The 15,376-nt window shown below is 48.0% G+C and carries 11 protein-coding genes and 1 pseudogene; all 12 read left to right on the top strand.

Annotated elements, in window-relative coordinates; all coding sequences use genetic code 11:
• The first annotated feature begins 789 nt into the window (after nucleotides 1-789).
• The 12 genes and pseudogenes from HQN88_RS21315 (at nucleotide 790) to HQN88_RS21260 (ending at nucleotide 15,361) form a co-directional block, all read left to right on the top strand.
• Entirely contained in the window at nucleotides 790-1,662 is an 873-nt protein-coding gene (locus HQN88_RS21315) for an alpha/beta hydrolase (protein ID WP_173116283.1), read from the top strand.
• Between the two features lie 567 nt (nucleotides 1,663-2,229).
• A pseudogene (locus tag HQN88_RS21310) lies at nucleotides 2,230-3,597 on the top strand (diaminobutyrate--2-oxoglutarate transaminase); the annotation flags it as partial.
• Nucleotides 3,594-5,120: a pyridoxal phosphate-dependent decarboxylase family protein gene (locus HQN88_RS21305; protein WP_246320372.1), complete on the top strand. Its 1,527-nt coding sequence runs from the start codon at nucleotides 3,594-3,596 to the stop codon at nucleotides 5,118-5,120. The pseudogene HQN88_RS21310 and the gene HQN88_RS21305, both read left to right, overlap by 4 nt.
• Complete coding sequence (locus HQN88_RS21300) at nucleotides 5,117-6,916, top strand: IucA/IucC family protein (protein ID WP_173116279.1); 1,800 nt, start codon at nucleotides 5,117-5,119, stop codon at nucleotides 6,914-6,916. The genes HQN88_RS21305 and HQN88_RS21300 overlap by 4 nt, the downstream gene beginning before the upstream one ends.
• Nucleotides 6,917-6,996: 80 nt before the next feature.
• Complete coding sequence (locus tag HQN88_RS21295) at nucleotides 6,997-7,548, top strand: GNAT family N-acetyltransferase (RefSeq protein WP_274318783.1); 552 nt, start codon at nucleotides 6,997-6,999, stop codon at nucleotides 7,546-7,548.
• On the top strand, nucleotides 7,541-8,884 hold the full coding sequence (locus tag HQN88_RS21290; protein ID WP_173116275.1) for a lysine N(6)-hydroxylase/L-ornithine N(5)-oxygenase family protein: 1,344 nt from the start codon (nucleotides 7,541-7,543) through the stop codon (nucleotides 8,882-8,884). The genes HQN88_RS21295 and HQN88_RS21290 overlap by 8 nt, the downstream gene beginning before the upstream one ends.
• Nucleotides 8,881-10,131 (top strand): MFS transporter, encoded by a 1,251-nt coding sequence (locus HQN88_RS21285; protein WP_173116273.1) that lies wholly within the window; start codon nucleotides 8,881-8,883, stop codon nucleotides 10,129-10,131. The genes HQN88_RS21290 and HQN88_RS21285 overlap by 4 nt, the downstream gene beginning before the upstream one ends.
• Complete coding sequence (locus HQN88_RS21280) at nucleotides 10,101-11,951, top strand: IucA/IucC family protein (RefSeq protein ID WP_173116271.1); 1,851 nt, start codon at nucleotides 10,101-10,103, stop codon at nucleotides 11,949-11,951. The genes HQN88_RS21285 and HQN88_RS21280 overlap by 31 nt, the downstream gene beginning before the upstream one ends.
• A complete protein-coding gene (locus tag HQN88_RS21275; RefSeq protein WP_173116269.1) occupies nucleotides 11,948-13,222 on the top strand; it encodes an AMP-binding enzyme in 1,275 nt (424 codons plus the stop codon). The genes HQN88_RS21280 and HQN88_RS21275 overlap by 4 nt, the downstream gene beginning before the upstream one ends.
• Nucleotides 13,222-13,500, top strand: a complete 279-nt coding sequence (gene asbD, locus HQN88_RS21270; protein ID WP_173116267.1) for a petrobactin biosynthesis protein AsbD — start codon at nucleotides 13,222-13,224, stop codon at nucleotides 13,498-13,500. Before HQN88_RS21275 ends, asbD begins: the two co-directional genes overlap by 1 nt.
• 17 nt (nucleotides 13,501-13,517) lie before the next feature.
• The gene (locus HQN88_RS21265) at nucleotides 13,518-14,510 is read left to right on the top strand and encodes a DUF6005 family protein (RefSeq protein WP_173116265.1); all 993 of its coding nucleotides are present in this window, start codon (nucleotides 13,518-13,520) and stop codon (nucleotides 14,508-14,510) included.
• Complete coding sequence (locus HQN88_RS21260; protein WP_173116263.1) at nucleotides 14,510-15,361, top strand: sugar phosphate isomerase/epimerase family protein; 852 nt, start codon at nucleotides 14,510-14,512, stop codon at nucleotides 15,359-15,361. The genes HQN88_RS21265 and HQN88_RS21260 overlap by 1 nt, the downstream gene beginning before the upstream one ends.
• Nucleotides 15,362-15,376: the final 15 nt, after the last annotated feature.

Below are 15,376 nucleotides of genomic sequence, written 5' to 3'. Positions count from 1 at the left end.
CAAACAAGCTACTTAAATTCCTTGCCTCTCACCAACACAGCGTTCCAACGCACCTTATACTCACCAATGACAAACAAGCTACATGAACCTCTCATCCCCATCTACATAGCTTTTGAACACACCTCAAGAGGAATTAAGCACCTTTTGATTGTTAAAAAAGACTGGGCGTTTATAGACTCTGAGTGGATTAGATGGATTTCCTCCAGTTAATGTGGCGTAAAAATACACTTTATAACAAATAGCTGGATTTCATGTAGCTAATTTGGGCGAAAATCGCGAATATTGGCCAAATCGGTAGAAATAGATGTAGGAAATCCAGTTAAACAGGAAGATCCAGAGATTCCAGAGATAACAACTGGAGTTTTTACAGTTAATACTTCGCAGGGAGTGGGGAACATGTCAAACGCCAAACAAGCTACTTAAACTCATTGCCTCCCACCAACAGAACGTCTCAACGCACTTTAAGAGGAATTCAGCACTTCTAGATTGCTAAATCAACATGCCGTTCATAGATTCCGATTGATTAACCCAATTCCTTCACTGGAAAGCAGCTGGGCAATCCATCCCAATCCATCTCAATCCCACCATCTCCATCAACCTGCCCTGTTGATTTAACCTGAACATTGTCCATTCCATTATGTGGATATTGTTCATGGTCGATGTGTTTACCATACTCTATAATCAACAATGAGAATGATTATCAATGTATGTTTCGATAGTTGCTCCATAACCAAACTAGATCCAGCCTGATCGTTCCCCCTGAAACGAGAGGAGAAGAGAGGAAACCTAATGACCCGTTTAGCCGATTCATCCATCAAGACCCCTACAACTTCGGGTGAAGTTGTCCGTCAGTCTTTTACATTACCGAACACCGAGCAATATCTTATTCATAGCGCTACACGAGAGCAGCCCTATCAAATTTATGTATTCAAGCCGGCGCAAGAAGCACCGCCTGAAGGATTTCCAGTTATCTATTTGCTGGATGCGAATGCGCTTTTTGCCACGATGGTTGAAGCGCTGCGTGTACAATCACGAGTCCCAGAAAAGACAGGCGTCTACCCAGCAGTCGTGGTAGGAATCGGTTATCCGACGAATGAGCCGTTCGATTCCTCGCGGTTTTATGATTTTACGATGCCAACGCCTCAAGAAGTGCTGGACGCTTTACCTGTACGCAACAAAGATGCTGTCCTGCCACAGCTTGGAGGCGCAGATGCTTTCCGAGCATTTATTGAGCAGGAACTTAAACCACGCATCGAACGCGATTACCCGATAAATACGAAGCAACAAGCAATCTTTGGTCATTCACTGGGTGGGCTTTTCGTTCTGCAAACGCTGTTCACGCAGCCTCAAACGTACCAGACCTATATAGCTGGCAGCCCTTCGATTCACTGGAACAAGGTCATGCTGAAGGAACAAGAAGATCAATACACGGCTAATCTCGGCTTCAGACAGGCGAACCACAAGCTGCTCATCACCACCGCAGAACTGGAGCGGGAGCATCCAAGTAACATGAGTGAGAATGCAAGAGAGCTTTATGAGCGCCTAGCGCTTTTTCCAAGAGAGATGCTTCATGTGGACTTTTACGAGTTTGAAGGGGAAGGACATGTTTCGGTGCTTCCTGCACTGGTCAGTCGTGCTGTTCGCTTTTTGCGAAGAACGTAAGTTAAGGACAGCATGGCATAGCAATGCATTCCCATTTCTTTTCGTCTGGAACTGTTTCGGATGGCAATGGCAAGAATTCGTTCTATTTTCTAAAAAAAGCTCGATATCTAGCGCTTAGGCGTGAAGAGATATCGGGCTTTTTCGCTAAGTATTTCAAATTGTGGCATCAGCTTTATAACAGTCAGCTTGTTTCAGAACTGGTTTTAATCTGATAATGGGAATCATTATCACTAATAAATGTTAAATCAAGGAAATATAATTGTCAACTACCAATTTTTTGTTAGTTCTTGAGGGGAAGAACACGGGGGGAAATAGGTTTGTATGGGGAGAGTTTTTACCTGTTTGTCCAATGCAGAAAGGTATCCACAAATCGTCAGTGTAAGGTCACTCTCCGTATGACTACTCATTATGTTCGGTCAAAGGTCAATAAAAAAGAGAAAAATATAGGGTTGCATTGATAATGATTATCATTTACAATGGCGGTGAGTTGTGTAAATTATTACCAACCCTCTTCGCCAGAATGGAGCAAGAGTCATTTCATGATCATTTTCCCAAAGGAGGAACAATCAATTTATGAAGGGCAATGCGAAATATCTTGAAAGTCAGAGGAGGAGGGAATCTAATGCACGAACGTATCCTCGAAAAATCCCTATTGCTATTACAGAGGCCAGAGGTATTCAGGTAAAAGATGCAGATGGCCGAACCTATTACGATTGTCTTGCAGGAGCAGGAACACTTGCCTTAGGCCACAATCACCCGGTCGTAATCGAAGCGATGAAAGAAGTCTTAACGACAGGTCTGCCGTTGCACACGCTAGATCTGACTACGCCGGTTAAAGAGAATTTTGTAGACGAACTCTTTGATATACTGCCAGTTGAATTTGCCAAAAACGCCCGTATTCAATTTTGTGGACCTACAGGAGCCGATGCCGTAGAAGCAGCGATGAAGCTGGTCAAGACGGCAACGGGAAGAAGCGGGATGATGTCTTTCCATGGAGGATATCATGGGATGACCAGCGGTGCGCTTAGCTTGACGGGTAATCTGGGTCCGAAACGGCATGTGGGCGGATTGTTGCCAGGTACGCAATTTTTGCCATATCCGTATGACTATCGCTGTCCATTTGGCATTGGTGGAGAGCAAGGGCATCAAATTGGCAGCCGCTATATTGAACACTTGTTAGACGATCCAGAAAGTGGCGTGCTGTCACCGGCAGGCATGATTATGGAGTTAGTGCAGGGGGAGGGCGGTGTTATTCCAGCACCTCATGCATGGGCCAGGGAAATTCGTAGAATGACGAAAGAACGGGAAATTCCTTTAATTATTGACGAAGTGCAGACCGGAATAGGCAGAACGGGCCGGATGTTCGCGTTCGAACATGCGGGCATAATTCCTGATGTGATCGTTATCTCCAAAGCTATCGGCGGAGGTCTGCCATTGTCGGTCATCGTCTATCGTGAAGAACTGGATAAATGGGAGCCTGGAGCACATGCAGGCACATTCCGTGGCAATCAGTTAGCGATGGCAGCTGGTGCAGCAACACTGCGAATCATTCGGGAAGAACGGCTAGTTGAACATGCGGCAATCGTTGGTGAACGACTCTGCAAGCACTTAGAGCAAACCAAGTCGGCTGTGACATGCATTGGTCAAGTCAGAGGCAGAGGCTTAATGATCGGTGCTGAGATTGTGGATACCGAACGGGATGCTGACCGAATTGGCAGCTTTCCAGCTAATCCAGAGCTCGCTCGTGAAATTCAACAGCAATGTCTAAAACGTGGCCTCATTCTAGAACTTGGCGGACGTCATGGCAGTGTTGTTCGGTTCCTGCCGCCGCTCAATGTAACTGAACAAGAGATTGATCGGATTGCTGAAATTTTCCATGAGTCCGTCATGGCAGCAGAACGTCAGTCGTTAAGCCTTCAGGGGGTGCTCGGTTGAACAGGGAATTCGCATCCGACTTCTTGAACACCACGGTGGAGAGCCAAGCGCTCTTTCGTAAGCATATGCAGGCAACAGTCGAGGTGCTCATTCGCGATTTCGCAGCATTAGAGAAGCCTTACAGCGGGGCTGCGCCACTTGATTTGGCAGCGGCATTTCGCAATCGGCAGGTTTGTCCCGAGCAGGGCGTGGACATGGAGGAATTGCTTCATTTCATCGGCACCACTGTGGTGAAACATGCAGCAGTTGTGAATCATCCTGCGTGTGTAGCGCATCTTCATTGCCCGCCGCTTCAAGCTTCACTTATGGCGGAGACCATACTGGCAACGATGAACCAGTCCATGGATTCTTGGGATCAGAGCATGTCGGCAACCATGCTGGAGGAAGAAATGATTGGCTGGTTATGTGAGCTGTTCGGTTATAACAAGGGCACTAGCGATGGGGTATTCACCAGCGGGGGAACGCAGTCCAACTTCATGGGTCTACTGCTGGCGAGGGATCATTATGCTTATACGAAATGGAACTGGAATGTGCAACAGTGGGGCTTACCTCCACAGGGAGACCGCCTGCGAATTCTATGCTCGGAAGCGGCTCATTTTACAGTCAAGCAATCGGCGGCTCTGTTAGGTTTGGGCCAACATGCGGTTATCACGATCCCTGTAGATTCGCTAGGGCGAATGCAATGTCATGTTCTTGAACATACAATCAACCGTTTGCTTCAAGATGGATTACTTCCGTTTGCCTTAGTGGGGACAGCTGGAACAACGGACTTCGGCAGTATCGATCCTCTGCCTGAGCTTGCTGTTCTTGCCCGCAAACACGGCATTTGGTTTCACATAGACGCAGCTTATGGAGGTGCGCTTGCTCTAAGCGATAAGCACGCCAGCTTGCTAGAGGGAATTGCCTTAGCGGATTCGATTACTGTCGATTTCCATAAATTATTTTATCAACCGATCAGCTGCGGAGCGTTCTTATTGCGGGATTCGGTGCACTATCGTTATTTACGGTTGAACGCCGACTATTTAAATCCGCAAGAAGACGATCAGGCAGGGGTGCCCAATCTTGTGGGCAAGTCCATTCAGACAACGCGCAGGTTTGATGCGCTGAAGCTGTACATGTCACTGCAGCACCTGGGTCGTGAAAGGTTCGCGGCCATGATTGATTACACGTTGCAGCTAGCCTTGGATACAGCAGAACAAATACGGCAAGCAAAAGCACTCGAACTGTTGGCGGACCCGACTTTAAATGCTGTCGTTTTCCGTTATGTACCTTCCAGGGAGATCGACTCCTCTCGGGTGGATGAGTTAAATCACCGTATTCGAGATCGTCTACTTGCGAGTGGTATTGCCGTTATTGCCCGAACGAGAGCGAAGGAGAAGGCATGTCTGAAGTTTACGCTGCTCAATCCGTTAACGACACCGCAGGATACTGCTGATATTTTAGCTCATGTCGTACGCATGGGTATGGAATTAGAACAACAATATGTGATCGAGCAGCATGCTCTGAGGGGAGTTCAATCATGATCCAGGATGGATTACTGGAAAACATACAAACTTTTGAGGATAAGGGGGGAGACTCGTATCGGACGGCAGCTAGAGCTACGCTGCAAAGCTTGCTTAACAGCTTTCTCAGGGAAACTGGATTGGGAGAGTGGCATGAAGTTGAAGGTACGTGGGTGTTGGAAGTGCCTTTGGTCAGTCAAGGAGGCAGTATCATCGTTTCCGTCAAATATAAATCTCTGACAGGCAGACATTTGTTTCAGTTCCCCTTGCACTGGAAGGGAAGCACGGAGCATGAAGGAACTGGCGAAGATGAGTTGGTGTTCGCACGGAGACTAGTTCTTGAATTAGGTCATATCGTCAAAGTGGACTCGCCGGAACGCACAGAGGATTTGTTGCAGCGAATCGAAGAAAGTTGTGCCAGCATCGAGCAGTTTGTTGCTGCCCGTGACGGAGATCGGGACCAGTTGTATGGCTTTGATGGCGACTTTATTACCGCAGAGCAATCCTTGTTGTTCGGACATTTGCTCCATCCTACACCGAAATGTCGGGACGGGGTTCCAGCCAGCATGCAATCGGTATTTTCCCCTGAGTTGAAAGGGCAGTTCCAACTGCATTATTTCCGTGCACATCACAGTATCGTACGTGAGGATTCTGCACTTGCGCATACGACAGCAACGGAGTGGATTAAATCGGATCTCCGTCGCGCGGATATTCAGACACCCTACACAGAGAGCGATGAATACACATTGATTCCACTGCATCCTTTGCAGGCGGAGGAAGTACTAGCGAAACCGGCTGTTCAGAAGCTGCTCGAAGCGGGTTTGCTTCAAGATGTAGGTCCAATAGGGCGTTATTATTCGGCAACTTCATCGTTCCGCACGATGTACCATCCGGAGTCGCCCTTTATGCCAAAAGGGTCCGTCCCTGTGCGAATTACCAACTCGGTACGTGTAAATTTATTTAAAGAATTGGAACGGGGCGTTGAGGTGTCCCGTATGCTGCAAACCAAAGTCGGCGAGGTATCCAAGCGATATCCAGCGTTTGCTATTGTGAAGGATCCTGCCTATGTGTCGATTGCTTTGGAAGGGCAAGAAGAGTCTGGATTCGAAGTCGTTCTACGCGAAAATCCTTTTCAAGGGAAACAGGCTGGGCAAGCTACACTGGTTGCTTCTCTCGTGCAGGATCCGTTGCCTGGCTCTGAATCGCGTCTAAGCGCGATTATTCACCGATTGGCTAAGCAGGAGGCTCGCTCAACCTCAGCGGTAAGTTTAGATTGGTTCCGCCTATATTTGAATATCTCACTGAAGCCAATGATTTGGCTGTATGTCACGCATGGCATCGCGCTGGAAGCTCATCAGCAGAACAGTGTTGTCCAGCTGAACAACGGGTATCCAAACCGTTATTATTATCGGGATAATCAGGGTTATTATTTCTGTAATTCCATGAAAGAACACTTGAACAATGAGTTACCTGGTATTGGAGATAGGAGCCACACGTTTTGCGATGATGCGATTGCCGATGAGCGTTTTCGCTATTATGTCATTTTTAATCATTTATTCGGTTTAATTAATGGTTTCGGTACAGCGGGACTTGCTGATGAACGTGATCTGCTGCGTGAGTTGCGTTCTGTGTTGGTTGAATTCCTTCCGTTGAACAGAGAGCCTTCGATTTTCCTACAAAGCTTGTTGACGGAAGCCAAGATCCCGTGTAAGGCAAATTTGCTCACTCGACTTTACGATATGGATGAGTTAGTTGGTTCTCTCGAAAACCAGTCGGTCTATGTCCTCGTGGACAATCCGCTAGTTCTGGAGGTGTAGCGAAAGTGTCGGGTCATATGAATCGCAATTTAAAACAGATTTTTGAAGAATCTGCTCTGGTAACCTACGAAGATCCAACGATTGGCAGGACGATTTCGTTTCGTCCGGTCGACCTGGAGCGCGATTTGTTGATGCTGCATAGTTGGCAGCAGGAGCCGCATGTCGTTCCCTTCTGGCAACTGAACATTTCTCTGGATGCCTATCGTAGCCACTTGGAGCGTTTCTTGGCAGATCCGCATCAGACACTTTGCATCGGGGAGCTGGATGGGGAGCCGATGAGTTATTTTGAATCCTATTGGGTGGAGTCTGATGTCATTGAACCCTATTATGAGGCAGCTCCGGATGATCAAGGGGTACATCTGCTGATTGGTCCGCCAAGCTATCTTGGTAAGGGTTATGCATTTCCGTTGTTGAAAGCTCTCATACGTGTGCAGTTTATGCATTCAGATACCAAGCGAGTCGTGGCCGAGCCAGACATTCGCAATGCGAAGATGCATCATATTTTCGAAAAATGCGGCTTCCGTTTTGAGCAGGAAGTGCAGCTTCCGGATAAGAAGGCAGCGTTGATGCTGTGTGAGCGAGAAGCTTTTGAAGTGATAGATAGAGAAACGAGGGAGATTCCTATTGGCTAGGCAAGTTGTTCCGAATCATTCAGATGAATGGGATGTGCTGGGCGTCGGAGTCGGTCCTTTCAATCTCGGTCTTGCTGCGCTGCTTACGCGCGTGCCCGAGTTGAAGGCGCAATTCTTGGAACGAAAGCCACAGTTCGATTGGCATCCAGGTATGTTAATTGAGGGGACGACACTGCAAGTTCCTTTCTTCGCGGACTTGGTGACGATGGCTGATCCGACACATCCGCTCAGCTTTCTAAATTATTTGCATGAGCATGGCAGATTGTATCACTTTTACTTTCTAGAGAAGTTCCAAATTCCTCGTAAGGAATATAACCATTATTGCAAATGGGCGGCAGAGCGATTAGCCTCCTGCCGTTTTGGCTACGAAGTGAGCGGAATCCATTTGGAAGAAGGGGAATCGAGTTCCCATTTTGTCGTGGAGGCGAAAGAGCTTCAGACAGAGCAAACAAAAACCTATGTTGCCCGTAACTTGGTACTAGGTGTTGGGAGCAGACCACATATTCCGAAACGGTTTCAGCACGTAAGCGGGCCGAATGTTTTTCACTCAGCCGATTATTTAACGAATCGGGAACGATGCTTGAAAGCGCAGTCGATCACGGTCGTGGGTTCTGGACAAAGTGCGGCCGAAGTTGTGTTGGATTTGCTAAGAGCACAGAGTGAAAATGGGTATCGCTTGGATTGGTTTACACGTTCATCAGGCTTCTTCCCGATGGAGTATTCCAAGCTCGGGCTTGAACATTTTTCTCCTGAATATACGAAGTACTTCTATGATCTTGCTCCCGAACGCAAGGATAGCATCAGGGCAGGGCAGGGCTTACTGTATAAAGGGATTAGCGCGTACACCATTGCAGATATATACGATACATTGTACGAGGCCGGAGTCGGCGGGCAGGAAGGGCCAGGTGTTAGACTGTTGTCCCTAACCGAAGTGGAGGGGCTGCTTCCGACTTCAGACCGAGGCAATAATGGCTTCCAACTGCATTGCCGACAATTGCAGCAGGATGCTGCATTTGAGCATACCAGCGAGATCGTCATACTGGCGACGGGCTACGAGCATGCCGAACCGGCTTGCTTAAGTCCATTGGAGCCCTTTATTTATCGAGACGCGAAAGGACGCTTGGACATCGCTGAGAATTATTCACTGAAGTTGCGAGCCGGCGGGGAGAACCAGATTTTTATTCAAAATGGGGAACTCCATACGCATGGTGTCGGTGCACCTGATCTTGGTCTAGGCGCTCACCGGAATAGCGTGATCATTAAGCAGTTAACCCAGCGTGAGGTTTATCCGATTAGGAGTAGAAATGTATTTCAACAATTCGGGGTTAACCGATGAAGATACTGAGTCCACAAGCGCTCAGTCGTAGATCGCGAACAGGCATGCAGGCTGCCCTTCTTGGCTGCATGTTTCTAGGACTGTTTACAGAAGTGCTGCTATCACCTTATTATCCGCAGTTTTTCCACCAGGTTTTCGGAATCGAGGACTACAGTTACACGGGTTTATATTTGTTTGTCTGCCGGCTAACAGTCGTTCTCTTCTCGCCATTATGGGGCTGGCTGACCCGCAAATGGGAAGCTAAGCGGCTGCTGCTCATCGGTCAGGCAGGAACGGCCGTATCGACAGCGTTGCTGGCGCAGGCGGATAGTGCGACAGAATTCCTCATTCTGACGATTTGTTTGCTCATTTTTAAAAGCAGTTATATGTTGATTTATCCAATTATTATGGAACTTAGCGATAAAGGAGCTCAAGCGGGATCTGCGGCAAAGTTTCATGCCGTTCATCATACAGCGGTTCTGATCGCTGCGTTGGTGGGTGCTCATATGCTTCAGATGGAACATCCACTAACGTTGTTTTATGGGGCAGCAGCTGCCGATGTCATTCAATTGTGCGTATGCGTTGTGGTTCTTTGGGGATGGAATAGTGCTGCAAAGAAGGAAGATCGACGTAAATCTGGAGGTTCAAAAGGGGTGTTACGCAACTTGCTCCATGATCGAACGATTGTGATGCTGGGACTATTGTTTCTTACATTAACGATCGCGAATCAAGTTGTCAGACCCTTTTTTACCCCATATGTGGAAAAGGATTTTGGCTTATCCATAGAACTAGCGGGTATGCTGTTTCTTCTCCCTCATGTCTGTGCGCTCATTCTACTGCCGTTTCTTCGCAGTATAGCCAAACCAGGGAGGCTGCCCATCGCGTATATGGTTGGCGTTGGAGCCATGGCTATCGGCTTGATTACACAAGGAATGACGGAGAGTATAGGCGGATTGATTGCAGGCCGTATGCTGTATGGTATGTTTCTAGCTATCACAATGGCCGTGCTTGATGTCATTTTGTTCCAGCGGGAACAAGGAGCATCAGCGGCAATAGCTTTCAGTGTCATGGTATCTTTTCAGACTGCAGGAGAGTTATTATCACCGCTAATTTCATCGTTTCTGTCAATCCAAGTTGGATTGAATGCGCCGCTATTGGCAGCCGCTTTGCTGTGTGTTGTGAATGGCATGCTGTTTAAATGGTCCAATATCTATAGCACACCGAAGGAGGCAACCACATGGCAAGTACATGGCAGCAAGACCTCATAGCGCTTGAAGCTCTGAAATCCGAGAGCTGCGTACAAGTGCGTAGAAGAATTTTTCGACAATTGGTGGAATCGGTCATTTATGAAGAAATCGTCGTACCGCTTTCGGAACCAGCTGGAGATGCTACACGATTCGGTCTGCAGGGTCAGGATACCGAAGGTCGGGCGGTTACATACTGGTGTCTAGGGAAACGAAAGCTGACATTTGGCCGCATTCGATTGCAGGAAGACACTCCGCTTATTCGACTTGGAAGCGATGGTGAGGCAGAGGCGTTCTCGCTGCGATTATTTATTCAGGAAGTTCTGAATGTGTCGGGGACGGATCGTAACAAGTTGGGCTCGTTCACAGAAGAACTGGAACACACGCTCCTCAAAGATACGATGGCGCAGTATGTTCGTATGCTGGGAGATACCAATCTGCATCAACTGAGCGGTGAAGAGCTGGAATCGGCCGTGATGGATGGACATCGTTATCACCCAAGTTATAAGTCTCGGATCGGGTTCGACTACGGGGATCATCTCACGTATGGTCCTGAATTTGCTCAAGATGTGAAGCCTTTATGGCTAGCAGTAAGCAAAGTGGAGAGTCGGATCGCTGTACTGCCCCATCTTACATTTGACGGCATACTGCGTGAAGAGTTGGGAAATGAAGAAGTGGAGTCTTTTCGCGAATTCCTGCAAAGTGAAGGTTGGGACCCTGGGGGGTATGCGTTCGTGCCCGTACATCCCTGGCAGTGGCGCCGGATTATAGCACCTGCTTATGCAGAAGAGCTTAACAAGAAGCGCATGATGCTGCTATCGCCTTCGAAGGACGTGTATCGCGCTCAGCAGTCTATTCGAACGCTATCTAACCGAACAGCACCGCAGAAAACATATGTCAAACTTTCCATGAATTTACTGAATACATCAAGTTCCCGTCAATTGCTCCCGCACTATACGGTTACGGCGCCAGTCTTATCGTCCTGGCTGCAAACATTGGTAGACGAAGATCCTTATTTAAAGGATGAAGCGAAGCTTATTTTACTGCGGGAAATTGCTGCCCTTTCGTATGACCCACAAGGGAGCACGCCATCCCCATTGTACGCAGCTATCGGCTGCATTTGGCGAGAAAGCTTGCACGGGTATTTACGAGCTGGCGAGGAATCCGTCCCTTTCTATGCACTTTGCACGTTGGAACGGGACGGGACTCCTTTCATCCAGCCTTGGCTGCAAACTTATGGTATCGAGGCTTGGTTGAACCGACTGCTTGAGCGGTGTGTGCTGCCTGTTCTCCATTTGGCTGCTGTTCATGGCGTGGCGACAGAATCACATGCGCAAAATATGGTGATGGTGCATCGAGACGGCTTGCCTGAGCGATTGGCATTAAAGGATTTCCATGAGGATGTCCTGTATAATCGCTCCTTCCTGAGCAGACCAGAGTTGTGTCCAGATTTAACACTAGTTCATGAACGATATGCGTTGAAGGAGGAACGGGCGAACTTCGAAGTGGAGGATATAGCACCGTTGCGTTATTTGACCCTAGGTGCGTTATTCTTTGTTAATTTGGGGGAGCTGGCGATGATGCTGCACGATCGTTACGGCTTTGATGAGGGGCAGTTCTGGCAAATGACGGCTGCTTGCATTCATCGCCATATCGAACGAGATGCGCATCTCCAGGAGCGCTTTGACACGTTGGATTTATTTGCCCCGACAACGCGTGTCGAGCAGTTAACGCATAAGCGGCTTGCCCTGCAAACCAAAGGGTTGTCGCATGAAGTGCCGAATCCATTGTCTGCCTTCCTTCCCAATTCGTACCGTACAAACAGAGAGGAGATTCGTCTTTGAATAAGAAATTGTTTGCCTATAATCAAACGTATTTCGGCCGGGATGATCTAGAGGCTCGCTGGAAAGCATGGGGACTTTTACCACACACACGGGAAGCTTGGAAATCGGGTAAAAGGATTGGACTATGCATCGCGAATGCTGCAGAGTTGATTCCGCTTGTGCTTTATCTGAAGGAGTTAGGTGTATCAGCACTGCTGCTTCACGGAGAGACACCGCTAGAAACGGCGAAGACGCTCAGCCAAGAAGCTGGTTGCATCGGTCTTGTGTACCAATCCGTGGAGGACGGGTACCTGCCTATTCCTCAAAGTGAAGCAGATATCGTCCCCGTGCAGGAGCCTTCCATCTGTATGTTCAGTTCGGGCACAACAGGCAAGCCAAAATTGATTAGCAGAAGCTGGTCGGCTATTGAGGTTGAAATTACCGCATATAATGCAGCAATTGAATTGGATAGTTCGATCACACCGATCGTAATTTCCCCCGTGAGTCATTCTTACGGCCTTATCAGTGGTGTGCTTTCCGCTATGGAGCGTCAAGTTGTACCTCATGTAGCCGCTTATACCAATCCTAAGCTGACGCTCGCTCTGCTGCGGGACACACCGAAACATATCGTTTATGGCGTCCCTATGACGCTGCATGTTCTGACTTCGTTTCCGTCGGATATTCGTTTTTACCAATTCATGAGTTCTGGCGCTCCGATGCCCCAAGGTTTGATTGATAGGCTGACTCCAATGGCGTTTGGTGGCTTACTTCAGCAGTATGGCTGCTCGGAAGCTGGATGTATTAGTATGAATCGTTCTCTTCGCCACAGTGCAGATATTGGCAAGCTGCTAGGGCACATTCAACTTGTGGAAACAGGATCATCACCCGATGTGCCAAAGGAGTTAGTCATTGCTATTCAGAATCAGGTGATCTATACCGGTGATCTTGCCTATCAAGATCAAGAAGTGTTACATCTTTTATCTAGAGCTGACGACGTGATCAACGTATCGGGCTTAAAAGTATACCCCCTTGAAGTAGAGAACGTAATCTCCCAGTTGCCAGGTATTGGGGAGTGTGTCGTCTACCGTGGCAGCCACCCCGTCATGGGAGAAATTGTTTGCTGCATGGTCGTGGCAGATCCTGAGATAAAGTCGGAAACCATCCGAGAGTGGTGTATTCAGAAATTGCCTCCCTACAAAGTGCCATCCAAAGTTGTATGCGTGACGAAGCTCCCACGAAATGCAACAGGGAAAATTAGTCGTAAATTGCTAGAGGAGGCAGAATTAAGCTAATGACAAGGGGACAACGTATTGAAAAGCTGCACACCATTATGTCAACCAAGTTGCTGCTGACACAGCTGCCTATCCTAGAAGAATCGCACAGATTGAACGAGGATCTTCGCATCGATTCTGTCATGATGATGCAGCTGCTGGTCTGGATTGAGGTTGAATTTTGCCTAAGCATTCCGGAGGAAGAAGTCGATCCGCGAGTGTTTGGCACCGTAGGAACGCTGCTTGATTTCATGGATAGATTGACTCCAGTCGGTATAGCTGAGGAACTAGGGAAGTGAAGGAAGGAGGCACGGTCATGTTCGGTTGGAAAGATCAACGCATCAAGGTTCATTGTGTGCTCAGCTGCATGTGCGAAGTGGTCAAAAGACATAGCAACGTCGATTATCGCCCTTTTTATTTCAACGTATGGGAAGAGCAGTTTGGATGGCATGAATCGGGCTTATCCTATTATTCAGACTCATTTAAACCTACGCGATTAATGGAGTGGTACGAACGTTTGTTTGGTATTCAGGCCGTGCAATGGCACGACTCTCTTCAAGATACGGCAACGAATGCGGCCAAACTAGTCGAGCTTGTTGAGCAAGCACCTCGTCATCGCCACGTCGTTGTTCAAATTGACATGTCCCTGATGCCAGAACGGGAAAATAAGTTTAACATGAATCCGTTCCCTCATTATGTGATTGTTTCGGCAACCGAACGTGAAGATGAATGGTTCATGCTGGATGCGGATATGAAATGGGAGGGGACTGTTAGCCGCGAGCAGTTGCTTCAAGCTTTTGTTCAAAATGCTTACCCTGACGGATTTTATATGGATGCTCTGGCCATTCAACCGCCAACGCCGGAGAAAGTCGTCGCTTTCTTTTATGATGCCTTTCATCTCGATAAGAATGAGTTGGTTACTGGACTTCGGACGCTTGTCGCAGGGCTAACAGAGGACTCGGCCAAGATTGCCTCTCTAGGAGATGCCCTTAAGCATCTCTATGTCATTGTGATACGCAAATACGGGTATGACTATGCCCTGATGTTTTTTCATGATGAACTGCAACTGCCTAGGGATAATTATGAGTACTGGGCGCAGCAAATCCGTGATTTGGTTCAAGCCTTTACGACTCTACAATTCCAGGCTGTTAAAATGTCGCTTACAGGAAGTACGAAGCAGCTTGCCTCCATTTTGGAAACATTGGATAAGGCAGAAGCCATTGAACGAGGCATTAAGGCTGAATTGGAACGTGAGTTAACCTTATGGTCTGCGGCTCAGTATGCAAATGTGAAAGGGGGGACTATTTGATGTCAGAACTGTCTAGACTACGATGCTCGCTCTGCACCATTACCTTTCGTCACACGTTGATTTCATTCGAGGAACTGGTCCAGTTCGCCCGAAAGGAAGGCTTCGATGGGCTAGAGGTATGGGGAGCTCATGCCGGTCACTTATATAAGGAAAGGGATGGCTCGGAGAAAGCAAATCTTGAGGGGGCTGGTTTGACTGTTTCGATGATCAGCGACTATCTGGATGTGGGCACTCAAGTTAATTTCGTAGATACGATTGCCAAGTGCAAGGAATTGCTAGTTATCGCGGATTGGCTTGGAACCAGCAAAATTCGTACTTTTGCAGGCATGCGTGGGAGCAGAGAGGTAGACACGGTGGAGTTCGAAGAGACGGTCCGTCAATTACGAATTCTTGGAGACCTGTGTATGAATCAGGGCATCGAATTGCTTGTGGAAACACACCCTGGAACGTTGGCCGATCATAAGGGGGCTGCTTATAGACTAATGATGGAGGTTAACCATGAAGCCGTTAGGTTGAACTTGGACTTTCTTCATATGTGGGAAGCCGGTGATGATCCATTAGAAAGTTACGAGTTGCTGGCGCCTTGGGTAGCCTATTTTCATCTGAAAAATGTGAGTTCACTGGCCCACTGCAGCGTGTTCCAACCTCATCAAGTGTATGCAGCGAACGGCAGTCGTAAAGGTATGGTATCATTGGAAAAGGGAGCGGTAAATTATCGCCCGATTATAGATCGAATTAGTCAGAGCGGTAAGTTCGCGTCTGTGGAGTGGTTTGGCGCAGATCCTATGCGTGTGCTCAAAGAGGAGATCGGCTGGCTGCATCAACGGCTGAATCGATTACACTCGGTGTAGAGACTAAGTCGGTAT

Source organism: Paenibacillus qinlingensis (genome assembly GCF_013204845.1).
In the GTDB taxonomy this organism is placed as follows: domain Bacteria; phylum Bacillota; class Bacilli; order Paenibacillales; family NBRC-103111; genus Paenibacillus_E; species Paenibacillus_E qinlingensis.
The sequence above is the reverse complement of the archived record's forward strand: the minus strand, read 5'-3'. Positions and strand labels throughout refer to the sequence as shown.

What these genes read in the sequence shown, in the direction of transcription:
- HQN88_RS21315 (WP_173116283.1), top strand. Translation starts at nt 790, where the DNA reads ATGACCCGTTTAGCCGATTCATCCATCAAGACCCCTACAACTTCGGGT.
- HQN88_RS21300 (WP_173116279.1), top strand. Translation starts at nt 5,117, where the DNA reads ATGATCCAGGATGGATTACTGGAAAACATACAAACTTTTGAGGATAAG.
- HQN88_RS21285 (WP_173116273.1), top strand. Translation starts at nt 8,881, where the DNA reads ATGAAGATACTGAGTCCACAAGCGCTCAGTCGTAGATCGCGAACAGGC.
- HQN88_RS21280 (WP_173116271.1), top strand. Translation starts at nt 10,101, where the DNA reads ATGGCAAGTACATGGCAGCAAGACCTCATAGCGCTTGAAGCTCTGAAA.
- asbD (WP_173116267.1), top strand. Translation starts at nt 13,222, where the DNA reads ATGACAAGGGGACAACGTATTGAAAAGCTGCACACCATTATGTCAACC.
- HQN88_RS21265 (WP_173116265.1), top strand. Translation starts at nt 13,518, where the DNA reads ATGTTCGGTTGGAAAGATCAACGCATCAAGGTTCATTGTGTGCTCAGC.
- HQN88_RS21260 (WP_173116263.1), top strand. Translation starts at nt 14,510, where the DNA reads ATGTCAGAACTGTCTAGACTACGATGCTCGCTCTGCACCATTACCTTT.